Genomic DNA, 16,353 nt, shown 5'->3' on the forward strand with positions numbered 1-16,353 from the left:
AAAAAGAAATGCGCTGTCATCAGGGGCAGCGCATTTCTTTTTTGTTCAGAACAGATCCTCCGGCAGGCAGACATCCTGCTTTGGCACCTTTGCCCAGGAAAAGTCCTTAATCAGGCTTTCCGGTGTGCGGGGCGCAGGCTCCGGCTGCAGGCCGTAGGCGTAGGCAAGCTTGCCCACGATCTCCTGCGCGATATACTTTTCCCGCAGGTTTTCCAGACTCTGGTCGCCGTCGCGCTTGGAGAGCCGCCGCCCATCCGGGGCCAGCAGCAGCGGGCAGTGGGCAAACCCCGGTGCCTGCAGGCCCAGCAGGCGGTACAAATACAGCTGCCGTGCCGTGGACGAAAGCAGGTCTGAACCGCGCACCACTTCGGTAACGCCCATGCGGGCATCGTCCACCACCACGGCCAACTGATAGGCGAACACGCCATCCGCCCGGCGCAGGTAGAAGTCACCGCAGTCATGCAAAAGATTTTCGGTGTGCGGGCCCATGCAGCCATCCACAAATGTGATGTCCTCGTCCGGCACTATCAGACGGTAGGCAGGGGCCTTCTTTTTGCGTTTTTCCTCAATTTCGGCAGCGGTCAGGCCGCGGCAGGTGCCCGGATAGACCACGTTGCCGTCCGAGGTATGGGGCGCGCTGGCCGCGTGCAGCTGGGCGCGGGAGCAAAAACACGGGTACACAAGGGCGCGCTCTTCCAGCTTTTTGTAGCTTGCGGTGTAGATCTCCGCGCACTCACTCTGGTAATAGGGGCTGTTCGGCCCGCCGGTGCTGCCGCCCTCGTCCCACGCAAGGCCCAGCCAGTCCAGATCCTGTTCCAGCAGGTCAGCATAGATGCGCGGGCAGCGCTCGGCATCCAGATCTTCGATGCGCAGCACGATGCGCCCGCCCTGACTTTTTGCGCTGAGCCACGCCAACAGGCTGCAGGCCAGATTGCCAAGATGCAGCCGCCCGCTGGGGCTGGGTGCAAAGCGGCCGGTTGGCGGTATTATCTCCGATTTATCACAATGTGCTTGGTTTTGCATTGGGGGTCCTTTCAACCGCTGGACGATTTAAAATTGCCGACGCGTTCGCTTTGGCAATATCAGCGGAAATATTATTTTATATATTCGCGTTTGTGAAGCGAAGCGGAACAATGAAAGCCCCAGTGGGGCTTTTAAGCGACCGAACGGTCTTGCGTCAGCAAGATGGAGGGGCCTCGCCCCGACAAGTTCGCGTTTGTCGCGCTCTGCGGAGCGCTCCAAACGCATTTTCACGGGAAGGGGTCGTAACGGGAAACGGCATGTTGCTGCTGTCGGCTTATCGCCGTCGCGCAGCGACTATAAATCGGCGGAACACAAAAAATCCTCTAGCGGAGCGACTTGGATTTTTTGTATGGAGCCCAACTGCTTTGGGGTTACTAGGGGCGAGCAGCCCCTAGTTTGCAACGGCAACGACCGCGGCCAGCGGCCGAAACAGGGAGGAGCTGTTGGGGCAGCGGCCTGCAGGATGCGAGTGCCGCGCAAGGCACAAAGCAGACGCAGGGAGCCGCAACCCGCCGCCTCCCGCGCCTCGAAAGTAGCGGAGACCTTGCCGCGCTGAACACGCGGCATTTGCTGCGCAAACCGGTCTGCGGCTTAAAAGCCCCACTGGGGCTTTCATGCCCTGCGGGCACCGCCGTCCTTTCTGGTTCTCTTTTGGCACGCAAAAGAGAACGTACCCGGCGGTAATGCTTTTTACAAAAGGCATGAAACTTGATCCACGCGAATACGCTCTGCACAGGAAGCCGCTTTTTCCCTATTATAGTTGCCCGTCCGCCAAAGGTCAACAGACCACCCGGCCAAGCCGCCGCTCCACCGCCTGCCGCACCTCCGGCGCGCGGATGCCGTACACGATCTGCACATCGCAGCCGCTTTGCACCACACCGCTGCAGGGCAGGGCTTTCAGGGCCTGCTCCTTGACGAAGGCCGGGTCGTTCACCGTGACACGCAGGCGGGTAAAGCAGTTGTCCACCGTGCGGATGTTCTCCCGCCCGCCAAAGGCCGCAATGAGCTTTTCTATTCCCTGCTCGTCCAGCGGCAGGGCCTTTTCCGGCCGGGACGGCTCTTCCGGGCGGCGGCCCGGTGTGGGCAGGTCCAGCGCCTTGATGAGCACAGTGAACACCACAAAATACACCGCGATCTGGGCAAGGCCCAGCAGATACAGCACCGGGTAGTTCGTGCGGGCCGCACCAGCGGAAAGGTTCATCACAAGCGACCCCAGAAGGTTCGAGGTAAACGCCGTGACTCCGCACAGGTGCAGCAGCACGATGAAGCTGCCGGAGATGGCTGCGTGCGCCAGCCACAAAACCGGTGCCGAGAAGCAGAACAGAAAATCCAGCGGCTCCGTAATGGAAGCCAGCGATGCCGTAAAGGCCAGCGGCAGCAGCTGAAGGGCAGTCTTTTTGCGGCTGCCCCGTCGGGCACAGAAGATGAATGCCGCCGCAATGCCAAAGTAGCCGAAGGTCTTTGTAAAGCCGGTGTACATCCACACGATGCCATCCGAAAACGGCAGGCCGAGGTTATATTCGGTCATCATGACCACATAGGCACCGGTATAGGTGACGCTGCCCACCATAAGCTGACCGCCCAGCTGCGAGAACTGGAACGGCATATACACCAGATGATGCAGCCCTGTAGGGATGAGCAGCCGTTCCAGAAAGCCGTACAAAAACAACCCGATATTGCCGGAAGCGGCAATGAAGCCAGTGACGGCCGCAATGGCCTTCTGGATAGGCGGCCAGACAAAGCAGGCCCCAAAGCCCAGCACCGCCGCCAGTGCCGCCATGCAGGCAAAGGACCACCGCACACCGGAGAACACACCGCCCAGAATGCCGCGGTGGGCTTTTTCGCAGGTGCGGTCATACACAAAGGCGGTGAGCAGGCCCAGCAGAATGCCGCCGAACACGCCGGTATCCACAGTCTGGATGCCCAGCACCATGGTCTGGCCTGCGCTGTACAGGCCGGTAAGCGCATCCGGCTGCGCCAGCAGGCCCAACTCGGTCAGCGTTACATTGCCCGCTGTCAGGTAGACAAGATAGCTCATCAGGGCGATGAACGCCGCCTGATGCTTTTCCCGCTTTGCCAGCGCCGCCGCAAGCCCGGTGCAGAACAGCACGCTCAGATTTGAAATGACCGCCGTGAGGCATTTGTAAATGATCCTGCCCGCCAGCTGCACCGGCTCCCACCGCAAAAAGGGCAGCACCCCGGCCAGCGGCGCGCTGGTAAGCAGTGCGCCCACCACCAGCAGCAGGCCCGCCGCCGAAAGATAGCTCAGCGGTGCCAGCATTGCGCGGGAGAACCGCTCCAATGCGGCTGTGATGCGGTGCTTCATGGGCGTTTCCCTCCTTTCCGGTTGACGTGGGCAGACACTATACTTGTAGTCAACCGATTTTTGCAAAAAATGTCAAGAATGCAAAGTTCCCAAAAATGCGTTTCTTCTTTGTGCAGAGTGCATATTTCCCGCTTGAAATTCGTCCTGCGCTGTCCGATTGACAACCGCCGCGGCAGAACGTATACTTAGGGTGTATCGTTTTGAAGTGCTGCGGCCCGGCTGCGGCACCGCTCAAGGAGGACACTACTATGAAATTGAGATATACCCGCATCCTCTCGCTGCTGCTCTGCGCAGCGCTGGCCTGCAGCATTCTGGCAGGCTGCGGCGGCTCAACCGCCAGCAGTTCCGAAGCGCCAAGCTCTGCAAGCAGTTCTGCAAGCTCCGCTGCTTCCGGCGAAGACCTGCCTGATTCCACCACCCGGGCCGACACCTCCGGCCTGAACCCCGGCGATTTTGACGAGAACTCCATCTTCTCCATCACCGGCACCGCTGCCGCCTTTGAGCCTTGTCTGGGCTGGGGGCCGGGTGTTTCCGGCTGCTCGCTCAAATCGGTGATCGCAGCGACATCCCTGCTGCAGTGGGCAGAAAACGCCCGCCTTGCCTCCCGCACCCCGGAAGCCGTGCAGGAAGCTTTCTACAGCTGGTACGACACGCTGGACGCTGATGAGCAGGAAAGCTTTGCCGAGGCCTGGACGATGATCGAGCCGGACGCGCTGAGCCTTTTGAGCGACAAGGACAGCATGGCTGGCCGCATTGAGGATGCCGGCCTTGACCCGGACACCCTGCCCGGCTGCACCCTGAAGAACTGGCAGGCCCTGCAGACCGTGCTGGACGACTGCGTGCCCGCAGCGGGCCAGTGAACCCAACATAAAAAGAAGCTGACCGGGCTGGTCAGCTTCTTTTTGTTTTTGCGGAAAAGGCTGGGGCCGCCTGCGGCATCAGACCTTCTTCAGCACATACTGGCGGGTGCCCATGCCGATCTTCTCGGCCTGCTCCAGCGTGGCCTTCCACTCGATATTGGGGTTGGAATCCTTGAAGTTGTCGTGGTGGCAGTTCCAGCCGGGCTTTGCAAGGTTCTGGCCCAGCTGGCTGTTCGGCAGCGGCTGTGCATTCAGGCAGGCGTCCGCGCAGGCCTGATCCAGCGCCACCGGGTCAAAGGACGCAAAGATGCCGATATCCGGCAGGATGGGAGCATCGTTCTCGCAGTGGCAGTCGCAGTTGGGGCTGATGTCCTGCACCAGAGAAACATGGAAGCAGGGACGGCCTGCGCATACGGCAGCCGCGTACTCGGCCATCTTGCGGTCCAGCATCTCATTGGCGCTGTCGCACTGGGAATAGATGGCGTCAAAGTTGCAGGCACCGATGCAGCGGCCGCAGCCCTTGCACTTGGTCTGGTCAATGACGGCCTTGTTGTTTGCATCGTAGGTAATGGCATCGGAGCCGCACTCCTTGGCACAGCGGTGGCAGCCGCGGCACAGGCTCTGCTGCACCTCCGGGTGTCCGGCGGCATGCTGTATCATCTTGCCTGCGCGGGAGCCACAGCCCATGCCGATGTTCTTGAGAGTACCGCCGAAGCCGGTGGATTCGTGGCCCTTGAAATGGGTCAGGCTGATAAAGATGTCCGCATCCATGATGGCGCGGCCGATCTTTGCCGTCTTGCAGTATTCGCCGTTCGGCACCGGCACCTCTGCCTCATCGGTGCCGCGCAGGCCGTCCGCAATGATGACCTGACAGCCGGTGGTCATGGGCCAGAAGCCGTTCAGCTGGGCGCAGGTGAGGTGCTCCAGTGCGTTCTTGCGGCTGCCCGGATACAGGGTGTTGCAGTCGGTCAGAAACGGCAGACCGCCCTGCTCCTTGCACAGGTCAGCCACCACCTTGGCGTAGTTGGGGCGCAGGAATGCCAGATTGCCCAGCTCACCGAAATGCATCTTGATGGCAACGAACTTGCCATCCATATCAATATCCTTGATCCCGGCGGCGATGCACACGCGGCGCAGCTTGTCCAGCAGGCTGGTGCCCACGGGACAGCGGAAATCTGTATAATAGACCTTGGATGCTTCCATAGCAGTTTCCTCCATTTTGTTTGCGCGGCACGCTGCCGCATACTCTCTTGTTTTGTAGTATAGCACATCTTTTTGCAAAGAAAAAGTGCTGTCGTAAAGGGCGGCGGGCACACCCTCCACGTCCCACGATCAAAATGGCCTCCGCTGATGCTCTGGCCATATTTAGCGGAACTATCATTTCCTAACGAAAGAAAGCCGGAAATCTGCGGATTTCCGGCTTTCAATTTTCACGGGAAAGAGTCGTAGCGGGCAGCGGCATCTTGCAGCGCCGGCTCCCTGCGGAAGCGTTCGCGCAGCAGACGGAGCACAAACTTGCCCGCACGGCGCGTCGCGCAAGCGACTCAAAATCGGCGGAACACAAAAAATCCTTTAGCGGAGCGGCTTGGATTTTTTGTATGGAGCCCAACAGCTTTGGGGTCACTAGGGGCGAGCAGCCCCTAGTTCGTGCCTCCCGCGCCTCGAAAGTAGCGGGTGCTTTTCTGGTTCTCTTTTGGCACGCAAAAGAGAACATTCCCGGCGGCGATGCATCTTGCAAAAGGCATGAAACCTTAAACACGCGACTACGCTCTGTGCGGAAAGCATTCCAAATCAGAAGATGGCCGTCGCAGCCGCCACTGCCAGCACGATGATGCCCAGCACGATGCGGTAGGCACCAAAGAACTTGAAATCGTGGCGCTTGACGTAATCCATCAGGAAGCGGATGGCGGCAAGGCTCATGCCGAAGGCCACCACACAGCCCACTGCCAGCACGGCCACCTCGGTGCCGGTCATCACAGAACCGCCGACAACGAACTTGACCACCTTGAGCAGGGATGCGCCCGCCATGACCGGGATGGCCAGATAGAAGGTGAACTCTGCCACACAGGCGCGGGACAGGCCCAGCAGCAGGCCGCCCACGATGGTGGCACCGGAGCGGGAGGTGCCCGGAATGATGGCCAGACACTGCCACAGGCCAATGATGATGGCATCACGGTAGGTGATCTGCTCCAGCCGGCTCACGTGCGGCGCGGCGCGGCGGTTCTCCACAACAAAGAACAGCGCGCCGTACAGAATGAGCATCGCGGCAACCGTGATGTAATTGTAGAAGTGAGCTTCCATCCAGTCGTCCAGCGGGCTGATGATGAGCACCGGGATCGTGGCCGCTACCACCTTGAACCACAGGTTCCACACGCTGGGCTTGGAAATGACCCTGCCCTGCTTCATGCCAAAGGGCCACAGCTTGCCCCAGAACAGCACCACCACGGCCATGATGGCACCCAGCTGGATGACCACACGGAACATGGACATGAACTCTTCGCTTGCGTTGAATTTGATGATCTGTTCCAGCAGGATCATATGACCGGTGGACGAAATGGGAAGCCACTCGGTAATGCCCTCCACAATGCCCATCAGGATGGCTTTGATGATCTCAAAAAACGTAAGTACCCCTCCTTGTGCACAAAGGCACAGCAGCTTATTTTCTTCCAGTATACCATACTATGTCTCTGCACGCACGCAGAATGCGAAAATTTTTACGCCCGCCGCCACTTTTGCCCTGCAGGCTGTTACTGCGCTGGGAAATGTGTTATACTGATGCAAAGACCCTTTTCCTTCTATTTTATCCGCAAATCAAAACAGAGTTTAAACACCCTTGGTATTTTTGTTGAACCATTCTACAACGAGGTGAATCCATATGAATATTCTGGTGATCGGCTGCGACCAGGTGGGGGCTTCCCTCATCCGCGATCTGGAACGCATCGGCCATGATATCTCGCTGATCGAAAAGGATCCCGAACAGCTCAAGCGTCTGGATGCCTTTGACGACTACAGCTTTGGCGGCACGGCTCTGGTGGGCGACCCCACCGACCCGGATACCCTGCGGCAGGGCGGCATTGACAGCTGCGATGCCGTGGCCGCTGTGAGCGAGGACGACTCGGTAAACCTGATGGCGGCACAGATCGCAAAAAGCATCTTCCGCCGTGAGAAGGTGATCTGCCGCGTGTCCGACCCGCACCTGCAGGTGCTGTACCACAAGGCTTACGAGATCGACACCATCTGCCCCACGGTGCTCACCGAGCAATCGGTGTTCCGCGCACTGGCAAAGTAAAAAGTGAGGGAAGCATATGAAAGTTTGTATCGCAGGCGGCGGCAAGGTGGGCATGTATCTGGCCCAGAGCCTGCTGGCCCACCGCCACAAAGTGACCATCATTGAACCGCAGGAAATGCTGTGCCGTTCGCTGGCCGATTCGCTGGATATCCCGGTGATCTGCGGCGATGCCATCAGCTTTGACACCATGCGCACGGCCGACGTTGCCAGCTGCGATGCCTTTGTGGCCGTGACCGGTGCGGACGAGAACAACCTTGTGGCCTGCCAGATCGCAAAGCGGGAGTTTGGCGTGAACCGCACTGTGGCCCGAGCCTCCAACCCCAAGAACCGCGAACTGCTGCACACCTTAGGCGTGGACACCGTAGTGTGCGGCACCGACAACCTGAGCCACATCCTTGAGCGCGAGATCGAGACGGATACCATCCGCCAGCTGCTCTCGCTGGGCGGCGGCACTGCCAGCCTGAACGAGATCCTGCTGCCGGAGAACTTCCAGTTTGCAGGGCAGGCGGTCAAGGACATCCCCATGCCGGGCGACGTCATTCTGGTGTGCATCACCCGCGATGCGGAGTTCATCATCCCCCACGGCAACACCACCTTACTGCCGTGGGACCGCATCCTCTGCCTGACGCAGGATGACACCCTGCACCTGCTGATGGATGCCTGGGGCCTTTCCGGAAAATGACCGAACGTGACCTGCTGCGCACGGCGCTGATCATCCCGCCCAAGGGCCGGGCCGTGCTGTGCGTCTGGGCCGCTGTTCCCGGCGTGTTCTGCGCGCCTTTTGTGTTCTGGCAGAGCCTGTTTGCCGGGTGTATTTTCTGTGCCCTGTGGGTGTGCCTTGTGTTCGCCGCGTGGGCAAGAGCCTGCAGCTTTACCGCAGTGCTCACCGCCCGGAACACTGCCGTGCGGGCCGGTATCGCCGTTCCCATCACACGGCAGCTTCCCCGCCGGGCCGTGACTGGCGTGTGGACCCTGCGCACGCCGCTTCTGTGGCTGGCCGGGTGCAGCGTGCTGGTGGTGCACGGCCCGGGCGTACAGCTGTTCCTGCCGGGCGTGGATGCCCTGCAGGCGCAGGCCCTTGCCGCAGTGCTGATGGAGGAAACGCCATGACCGAACGCGGCTTCCACCCGTTTGCGGTGCTGCATTTTCTGCGCAAGACCATCCTGCTGTATCTGCTGCCGCTTTTGCAGGTGCTGTTTGCCCGCAACTGGGCGGCGCTGCGTACGGCTCTGGTGCAGGGCGCGGCGCTGCTGACAGTGCTTGCCGCTGTGAGCGCCGCCGTGCTGCACGCAGGCCGCTGGCGGGTGGATGCACAGGGAACCCTGCGGGTGCGCTGGCGGCTGGGCGTGCGGCTGGACCGCTGCCTGAAAGCCAGCCAGCTGGCAGCGCTCACCATCGAGCGGCCCCTGCTCTACCGGCTGGCCGGTGCCAGCCGGGTGGTGCTGTACCCTGCCGGGCAGAAGCGCACCCTGACCCTGCTTTTGAGCGCGCAGAACGCGCAGTTTTTAGCTGACCGCATGATGCCGCGCCGGGATGCTGTGGCCCACACCCCGCGCGGCGGCGAAAAGCTGGCCTTTGCGGTGCTGGGTGCCAACGGCCTTTCCACTCTTGCTTTGCTGGCGCTGGCCATCAAACAGAGCAGGCCCTATGCGCCGGATGCCCAGACGGCGGCCTTTGCCCACCTGAACCGCATTGCGGCGTGGGCGGCGCGCTGGCTGCCCATGGGCACAGCATGGCTGCTGGTGCTGGGCGGTGTGCTGTTCTGCGCAAGCCTTGTGCGCAGTGCGGCCCATGCGGCCCATTACACCGTGTGGCGCACCGAGAGTCACCTTGGCAGCAGGGGCGGCTTTGTGCGCCGGTATGAGATGCGCCTTGCGCTGGAACATCTGAGCTATGCGGACCTGCGCCGCTCGCCTGCCACATGGGCGCTGGGCTGCTGCCCGGTGTTCGTCACGGCAGGCAGCTGCCGGCCGGAGATCCCGCTTCTGGTCTGGCGGGAGGACGGCCCTTTTCTACAGGAGCTTCTGCCCGGCTTTGTCCTGCCGCCAAAAGCGCCGGTGGACACCGCAGGCCGCAGCATCCCGGCGTTTTTTCTGCCTGCCGGCATCCCCTGCGGGCTGTGCCTGCTGCTGACAGCGGTATCCCGCTACACCCTGCCTGCGCTTACGGTGCCGCTGCTGGTGGTCACTGCTGTGTTTGCCGCCCTGCTGGTGGGTGCGTACAACGGCTGGCGCAAAGAGGGCATCTGGCTGCAAAACGGCCGTCTGACCCTGCGCTGGCAGCACGGCTTCCATCTGCACGACATCTGCGTGCTCTGCCCTGTTCCGGCCCTGACGGCCCTGCAGTCGCCATGGGCCGCGGCGGTGCGCCGCACGAACCTCACCCTCACCTTTCCGGGCGGGGTGAAGTGCAGGGTGCGCAGCGTAAAGTGCAGCGAACTGCCTTTTTTACTTTTCTGAAACTGTAAGGAGTCTTTTTCTGTGATAAAAACTGTATTATTCGATCTGGACGGCACCCTTCTGAACACCATCGACGACCTTGCCGATGCAGGCAACTGGGTGTGTGCACAGCACGGCTGGCCCACCTTTACGGCGGAACAGTTCAAGCACATGGTGGGCAACGGCATCCCGAAGCTGGTGGAGCGCTTTTCGCCGGAAAATGCCCGCACGCCGGAGCAGCTGGCGGCCACGCTGGCTGAATTCACTGCCCGGTACGACGCCCACAAGGAGGACAAGACGGCCCCCTATCCCGGCATCCCGGAGCTGCTGGACGAGCTGCGGGCACAGGGTGTTCAGTGCGCAGTGTTCTCCAACAAGGCCGACCCGCTCTGCGGCAAGATCATCGCCCACTATTTCGGCACAGGCCGCTTTGCCGCTGTGCGCGGCAGCAGGCCCGGCGTGCCCACCAAACCGGACCCCGCCGGGCTGTATGCGCTGATGGACGAGATCGGTGCAGACCGCTCTGCCACCCTATTTGTGGGCGACAGCGATGTGGACATCCTCACCGGACACAATGCCGGACTGCCCGCCATGGGCGCGCTGTGGGGCTTCCGGGGCCGCGCAGAACTGACCGCTGCCGGTGCGGATGCACTGGCAGCGGTGCCGGAGGATATTTTTACCTATATCCAGAAGGGTTGACGATTTAGAATGCCCTCCGTTTTACTCTGGGCATGTTTAGCGGAAAATTTATTTTTATTTGCAGCTCAGAAAAATCTGCGGATTTTTCTGAGCTGCTTTTTCACGGGGAGGGTCGTGGCGGGAAGCGGCATCTGCTGCTGTCGGCCTGCGGCCGTCGCGCAGCGACTTCTGATTGGCGGAACCCCAAAAAGCGGTTAAGAGATCTTCACGCCGAACAGGCGGGAATCTCCAGCTTTTTGGGGTGGAGCCTACTGCTTTGGGATTATCAGCCTCCCCACTCGAATACGCTCTGCACAGGAAACAATGCGCAAAAGGCGAGCCGCCCATTGGACGGCTCGCCTTTTGTGTTCTTTGGGGTAACTTTATCAGCCCAGAGTGACTTCCTGGATCTTGGAGGAAGCGAACTCGAAGGGCCAGACGGTCTTCCACTCCTGATCCTGCACCTGTGCGATAGCAACAGAAGCGTAGGTGTTGTCACGGTAGTGCTTTGCGCCGCCGATCTCGTACTCGGGAGCGAACTCGATCTTGGAGTAGGGCAGAACGATCTTGCGGCCGCCCTCGAATGCACCGTCGATGGACAGCTCTGCCAGAGCGTCGCGGACGGCAGCACCGTCGGTGGAGCCAGCCTTCTCGATGGCGGTCTTGAACAGCCACACAACGGTGTAGGACTCAGCAGAGTGACCGTTCATGTTGACATTGTAGACCTTCTTGAAGTCCTCGTTGATCTCCACGCCGTTGGTCAGGTCGGGGTTGAACTCGACAACAGAAGCCACGCCGTTTGCGGATGCGCCCAGGTTGGGGATGAAGGAAGGATCGGTGAAGCCGTTTGCCTTGGCAACGATCATCTTGGGCTTGTAGTTCTGCTCCTTCAGGGTCTGGACGAACAGAGTAGCGTCGCCGATGTAGGAGTCGCACAGGATGGCATCGGGATCAGCCTGCTTCAGAGCCAGGACCTGAGAGGACAGGTCGGTAGCGTTGGAGCTGTAGTCCACTTCGGCCACAACATCCAGACCGTAATCGGGTGCGAACAGGTTGACGCAGCGGATCAGCTCCTGACCGATGGCAGCCTTATCGGTGAAGATGGCGACCTTCTTGATCTCGTTGCCGGTCTGCTCCTTGGAGTCCTGCAGATACTTCAGCATATCTTCCACGTAGACGGAGTTCAGCGGGCACAGACGGAAGAAGTAATCGTAGTCCTTGTGGTCCTCGTCGGTCAGACGGTCCAGCGTGGAGATAGCGGTGATCATGGGGATGCCGTACTGCTGGCAGACCTGAGCCACGACCTCGGTAACAACGGACATATGGCAGCCCATAATGACGTTGACACCTTCCTGGGTGATCAGGCGCTCTGCCTCAGACTTACCGGTGGCTGCGTCGCCTGCGTGGTCACCGCGGACAACTTCCAGCATCTGACCGTTCACGCCGCCTGCCTTGTTGATCTCATCCACTGCGAAGTCGATGCCGCGCAGGATGTTCTCGCCGATGGCTGCGTTGCCGCCGGACATTGCGTAGATGGTGCCGATCTTGATGGTATCACCGCTGGCTGCTGCAGTGCTGCCGGATGCTGCGGTGCTGGTAGATGCTGCAGTGCTGGTGGAAGCGGAAGAGCCGCCGCAGGCGGTCAGAGCAGCTGCGCTGCCCAGAACAGCGGATGCCTTCAGGAAGCTTCTGCGAGAGATCTTTTTCATAATTGTCCTCCAATTCTGTTTGTAAAAAACAGCTTGTTGATCCGAGATGCCCCGCCGCACCGTGTGAAGTAGTGCCCGCCGGACATCCAGTTTCCAAAATCAGATGCCGAGGTACGCCTTCTTGACGTGCTCGTTTGCCGAGAGCTCGGCGGCGGTGCCTTCCAGTGCCACGCGGCCGTTCTCGATGACATAGCCGCGGTCAGCCGCTGCAAGGGCTTTGGTGATATCCTGCTCCACCAGCAGCACCGAGATGCCGTCATTCTTCACCATGGTCTTGGCCACTTCCAGAATGTCGTCCACGATGTTGGGGGCAAGGCCCAGACTGGGCTCGTCCAGGATCAGCAGCTTGGGCATACCGATCAGCGCACGGGCCACGGCCACCATTTGCTGCTCGCCGCCGGACAGAGTGCCGGCAGCCTGCTTTGCGCGCTCGCGCAGTTTGGGGAACCAGTTATAGCACTTTTCCAGATTTTCTGCAAAATGCGCCTTGGTCTCCTTATTGAATGCACCCAGTTCCAGATTTTCCAGCACGGTCATCTCGGTAAAGAGCTGACGGCCTTCCGGCACCTGCACGATGCCGCTGTCCAGAATAACGCGGGAGCTTTTGCCGGAGAGGTCCTCCCCGTTGAACTCCACCTTGCCGGAGCTGGCCTTGACCATGCCTGTGATGGTGCGCACCATGGTGGTCTTACCGGCACCGTTGGAGCCAAGGATGGCAACGATCTCGCCATCCTTCACCTCAAAGCCGATGTCCCACAGGATGTTCACAGAGCCGTAACCGGCGTTCAGACCTTCAACTTTAAGCACTTGCGCCCTCCTTTTTGGTGCCCAGATACACCTCCATGACGTAGGGATCGTTCATGACCTGCTCGGGCGTGCCCTCAGCGATCTTTTCGCCGTGGTGAAGGACGATGACCTTCTCGCACAGGCTCACGACCGCCTTCATGATGTGCTCGATGAGCAGGATGGTGACACCGGACTCGTTGATCTTGCGGATCAGCTGGATGGCCTCTTCGGTCTCAGCCGGGTTCAAGCCTGCCATGTTCTCGTCCAGAAACAGCACTTCGGGCTTGGTGGCCAGAGCGCGGGCCATCTCCAGACGCTTCTGGTCCGGCGTGCCCATGTCCTTGGAGATCACATGACGCTTTTCGTACAGGCCGGTGAAGTGCAGCACCTCCATGGCGCGCTCCTTGGCCTCTTTTTCGCTCTTTGCACCGGCGTGGCCGAAGTAGGCGGCGGCGGTGACGTTATCCAGAACGCTCAGGTTCTTCAGAGGTTTCATGATCTGGAAGGTGCGGGCGATTTTCATGTTGGTGTACTCATACGCCTTTTTGTTGGTGATGTCCTCACCATTGTAGAAGATCTTGCCTTCGGTGGGCGGGTAGTAGCCGCAGATCATGTTGAAGGTGGTGGATTTACCAGCACCGTTGGGGCCGATCATGCCGGTGATGGAGCCTTTCTCCACCGAGAAAGAAACATCATGCACGGCGGTCAGACCCTTGAACCGCTTGGTCAGGCCCTGGACTTCAATAATAGGCTTTTCTGCCATGATTACTTCCCTCCCTTGTCTGCCATCAGCTCATACTCTTCCAGCACGTCCAGAGACGGCTTTTTGAGGATCTTTTCATCGATGAAGGTCTTGACCTTCGAGTTCATGTACCAGCCCAGAATACCGGACGGACGGAAGCGGATGACCACGATCAGCACGATGGCATACATCAGCATGTTGATGCCGGGCAGGATGGCGGCAAAGTTTGCACGCAGCAGTTCGCTCAGCGGGATCATGATGAGGCCGCCGATCAGCGGGCCTTCGATGTAGGCGGCGCCGCCCACGACTGCCGGCAGCACGATCTCAGTGGACTTGGACTGGATCATAATATCGGGGTCGATGTAGCGGATGTAGCTGACGTAGAAGAAGCCGACCAGACCGGCAATGATAGCCGAAATGACAACGGCAATGACCTTGTACTTGGTGGGGTTGATGCCGATGGCGGCGGCTGCGTCCTCATCCTCGCGGATGGTGCGCAGCGCAAAGCCCAGCTTGGAGCGGCCGATCTTCTTCATGATGAGGTAAACGCCCACCATCATGATGAAGCCGATGTAGTAGTACGGCACCTTGCTGGTAAAGCGGAACTGCGCAAAAGAGTCCTTGCCGAAGGGCAGGCCCACACCGGATGCGCGGCCGAAGAACTCCGAGTTGATGATGAACTGACGGATGGACTCGGCAAACGCGATGGACACCAGCGTGAAGTAGGGGCCGCGCAGGATCAGGCTGGGGAAGAAGATGACACCGGCCACAACGCCCACAACGAGCATATCCAGCACAGCGGCCACCCAGGGGTTCATGCCCGTCTTTGTGACCACCAGACAGCACACATAAGCACCCAGACCCATGTAAGCGGCCAGACCCAGCGAGTTCTGGCCGGTGATGCCGCCCAGAATGTTCCACGCCATGGACAGGGTGGACATATAGAAGGTGAGAACGAAAATGTTGATGATGTAAGGTTTATCCACGACCAGCGGGATCGCTGCGAAGATGGCGACGATGATAGCCAGAACGATCGCCAGATTGCGGTGATAGGTTTTAACTGCTTTTCTGGTATCCATCTTATCGCCTCCTCAGAATCATGACCTGACGCACGACCAGAATGATGATGAAGGTGACGAACACGATCATATCACTGTAGGACGGGCTGATGAACAATGCACTCATCTGCTCCAGCAGGCCCAGGAAAATACCGGCGAAGAATGCGCCGGGGATGGAGCCCAGACCGCCCACGACCACGACGATCAGTGCGCGGAAGCCGAAGCTTGCGCCTGCGGTGGGATAGATGGTGTAGAACTGGGTCAGCAGAGAGCCGGCGATACCGGCCAGAGCAACGCCCAGACCATAGGTCAGGATGTAAATTTTCTTGACGTTGATGCCCACGACCTCAGCACCAATGGGGTTCTGGGATACGGCGCGGATCTGCTTGCCGGTGGTGGAATACTTGAGGAAGGCAAACAGTGCAATGGCAACCACGATCAAGATCAGGAAGCTGACCAGACGCGGCAGCGCAATGGTGACCGGGCCAAGCGGGATATAGGTCTGCGAATAAGGGGTAATGATCTTATAATAGGTGGAACCAAAGATGACCAGAGCGCCGTTGGTGAGCAGCAGGCCCAGACCGACGGTGAGGAACAGCAGGTTCGTAAAGCTCTTGGTCTTGAGCGAAGGGGTGATCAGAGTGGACTGGATCAGCGCACCCAGACCGAACATGAGCACTGCAACGATGGGAAGGGCTACATAGGGGTCCACCCCAAAGTAGGTATACAGAACATAGGTGATGTACATGCCCACCATCAACATTTCGCCGTGGCAGAAGTTGACGATGTTCATAACACCGAAAATGATGTTCTGGCCCATACCCATCAGGGAGTAGAAACCGCCCAGCAGGATCCCGTTTACCAGTGCTTGCAAAAAGACTTCCATTGACATCCTCCCGTTCTAAGCATCAGGCGATGGGAACAGATGATGCAAAAACTGCACGCTGCATCCGCCACCGGCCCGTACTCGTGATTGAAAACCGCCCTTGTGGACTCCATTTCCTCCCTTCTGCTCGTACAATTGGTATATCATCTGTATTGTAACGTAAGTGCAGCCTGTATACAAGATATTATTTCTACCAAACTTTGTCATGAATTTATATGGAAAGTGCTAGAATATTCCAGAGTTTTTGGTGTGCAAGCCAATTTACGCAGTTAAAAATGGAGGATTGATGTCTCATTGACATAATTTTGTTACTATTTCAGGCCGGAAATTTACGGAAAATGCAGAAAAACCCGGCAGAAGAGCACCTGAACGTGTTCCCCTGCCGGGCTTTTTATCCATAAAATGGCATGTGGTATTCAAGATGAAGGCGCGCCGCCGCCCTGTTTCCGCCGCTGGCGGCGGTCAGCTCAGCTGCAATTCCCGTGCGGGTCAAATTAAAAATCCCCCGAGCGAATGCAGCGGCCGCAACCACATTAGACATTCCTACAGGATGGGACT

Annotated in this window: 15 protein-coding genes; 6 read left to right on the forward strand and 9 right to left on the reverse strand. The window is 59.2% G+C overall.

All coding sequences use genetic code 11. The annotated features are described in order from the left end of the window. Positions 1-45: 45 nt before the first annotated feature. Positions 46-1,023, reverse strand: coding sequence for a tRNA glutamyl-Q(34) synthetase GluQRS (gluQRS, locus tag PXT33_RS00610; protein ID WP_332375748.1), 978 nt, complete (start codon positions 1,021-1,023; stop codon positions 46-48). A gap of 778 nt (positions 1,024-1,801) precedes the next feature. Beyond that, the gene (locus PXT33_RS00615; RefSeq protein ID WP_332375749.1) at positions 1,802-3,349 is read right to left on the reverse strand and encodes a PTS transporter subunit EIIC; all 1,548 of its coding nucleotides are present in this window, start codon (positions 3,347-3,349) and stop codon (positions 1,802-1,804) included. Positions 3,350-3,597: 248 nt separating this feature from the next. Between PXT33_RS00615 and PXT33_RS00620 the strand changes: the two genes are divergently transcribed. Beyond that, positions 3,598-4,209 (forward strand): hypothetical protein, encoded by a 612-nt coding sequence (locus tag PXT33_RS00620; protein WP_332375750.1) that lies wholly within the window; start codon positions 3,598-3,600, stop codon positions 4,207-4,209. Positions 4,210-4,287: 78 nt separating this feature from the next. Here PXT33_RS00620 and PXT33_RS00625 read toward each other — a convergent pair whose 3' ends face one another. Together PXT33_RS00625 and PXT33_RS00630 are read right to left on the reverse strand one after the other, a co-directional pair. Continuing rightward, positions 4,288-5,412 carry a DUF362 domain-containing protein gene (locus tag PXT33_RS00625; protein ID WP_097776767.1) on the reverse strand — a complete coding sequence of 375 codons (1,125 nt, stop codon included), beginning with the start codon at positions 5,410-5,412 and terminating at the stop codon, positions 4,288-4,290. Between the two features lie 588 nt (positions 5,413-6,000). Continuing rightward, positions 6,001-6,801 (reverse strand): undecaprenyl-diphosphate phosphatase, encoded by an 801-nt coding sequence (locus PXT33_RS00630; protein WP_005937089.1) that lies wholly within the window; start codon positions 6,799-6,801, stop codon positions 6,001-6,003. A 283-nt stretch (positions 6,802-7,084) separates the two neighbouring features. On the opposite strand from PXT33_RS00630, the gene PXT33_RS00635 reads away from it, so the two are divergent. From PXT33_RS00635 to PXT33_RS00655, 5 genes are read left to right on the forward strand one after another with little or no spacing between them, the layout of a single operon-like run. Beyond that, on the forward strand, positions 7,085-7,498 hold the full coding sequence (locus PXT33_RS00635) for a TrkA family potassium uptake protein (protein WP_005937093.1): 414 nt from the start codon (positions 7,085-7,087) through the stop codon (positions 7,496-7,498). A 16-nt stretch (positions 7,499-7,514) separates the two neighbouring features. Then, the gene (locus PXT33_RS00640) at positions 7,515-8,180 is read left to right on the forward strand and encodes a TrkA family potassium uptake protein (RefSeq protein WP_118529207.1); all 666 of its coding nucleotides are present in this window, start codon (positions 7,515-7,517) and stop codon (positions 8,178-8,180) included. Beyond that, entirely contained in the window at positions 8,177-8,608 is a 432-nt protein-coding gene (locus PXT33_RS00645) for a hypothetical protein (RefSeq protein ID WP_005937098.1), read from the forward strand. The genes PXT33_RS00640 and PXT33_RS00645 overlap by 4 nt, the downstream gene beginning before the upstream one ends. Then, the gene (locus PXT33_RS00650) at positions 8,605-9,957 is read left to right on the forward strand and encodes a PH domain-containing protein (RefSeq protein ID WP_332375751.1); all 1,353 of its coding nucleotides are present in this window, start codon (positions 8,605-8,607) and stop codon (positions 9,955-9,957) included. Before PXT33_RS00645 ends, PXT33_RS00650 begins: the two co-directional genes overlap by 4 nt. 21 nt (positions 9,958-9,978) lie before the next feature. Continuing rightward, complete coding sequence (locus tag PXT33_RS00655) at positions 9,979-10,635, forward strand: HAD family hydrolase (protein ID WP_332375752.1); 657 nt, start codon at positions 9,979-9,981, stop codon at positions 10,633-10,635. A gap of 365 nt (positions 10,636-11,000) precedes the next feature. On the opposite strand, the gene PXT33_RS00660 is transcribed toward PXT33_RS00655, so the two are convergent. The 5 genes from PXT33_RS00660 to PXT33_RS00680 all read right to left on the reverse strand — a co-directional run bounded on the left by PXT33_RS00660 (position 11,001) and on the right by PXT33_RS00680 (position 15,795). Then, positions 11,001-12,323 carry an ABC transporter substrate-binding protein gene (locus tag PXT33_RS00660; RefSeq protein WP_097774088.1) on the reverse strand — a complete coding sequence of 441 codons (1,323 nt, stop codon included), beginning with the start codon at positions 12,321-12,323 and terminating at the stop codon, positions 11,001-11,003. Between the two features lie 99 nt (positions 12,324-12,422). Continuing rightward, positions 12,423-13,130, reverse strand: a complete 708-nt coding sequence (locus PXT33_RS00665; RefSeq protein WP_005937160.1) for an ABC transporter ATP-binding protein — start codon at positions 13,128-13,130, stop codon at positions 12,423-12,425. After that, on the reverse strand, positions 13,123-13,872 hold the full coding sequence (locus PXT33_RS00670) for an ABC transporter ATP-binding protein (protein WP_005937157.1): 750 nt from the start codon (positions 13,870-13,872) through the stop codon (positions 13,123-13,125). The genes PXT33_RS00665 and PXT33_RS00670 overlap by 8 nt, the downstream gene beginning before the upstream one ends. A gap of 2 nt (positions 13,873-13,874) precedes the next feature. Further along, a complete protein-coding gene (locus tag PXT33_RS00675; protein ID WP_005937154.1) occupies positions 13,875-14,930 on the reverse strand; it encodes a branched-chain amino acid ABC transporter permease in 1,056 nt (351 codons plus the stop codon). 1 nt (position 14,931) lies between these two features. Continuing rightward, positions 14,932-15,795, reverse strand: a complete 864-nt coding sequence (locus tag PXT33_RS00680) for a branched-chain amino acid ABC transporter permease (protein ID WP_005937151.1) — start codon at positions 15,793-15,795, stop codon at positions 14,932-14,934. Positions 15,796-16,353: the final 558 nt, after the last annotated feature.

Source organism: Faecalibacterium taiwanense, from assembly GCF_036632915.2.
Classification (GTDB): domain Bacteria; phylum Bacillota; class Clostridia; order Oscillospirales; family Ruminococcaceae; genus Faecalibacterium; species Faecalibacterium taiwanense.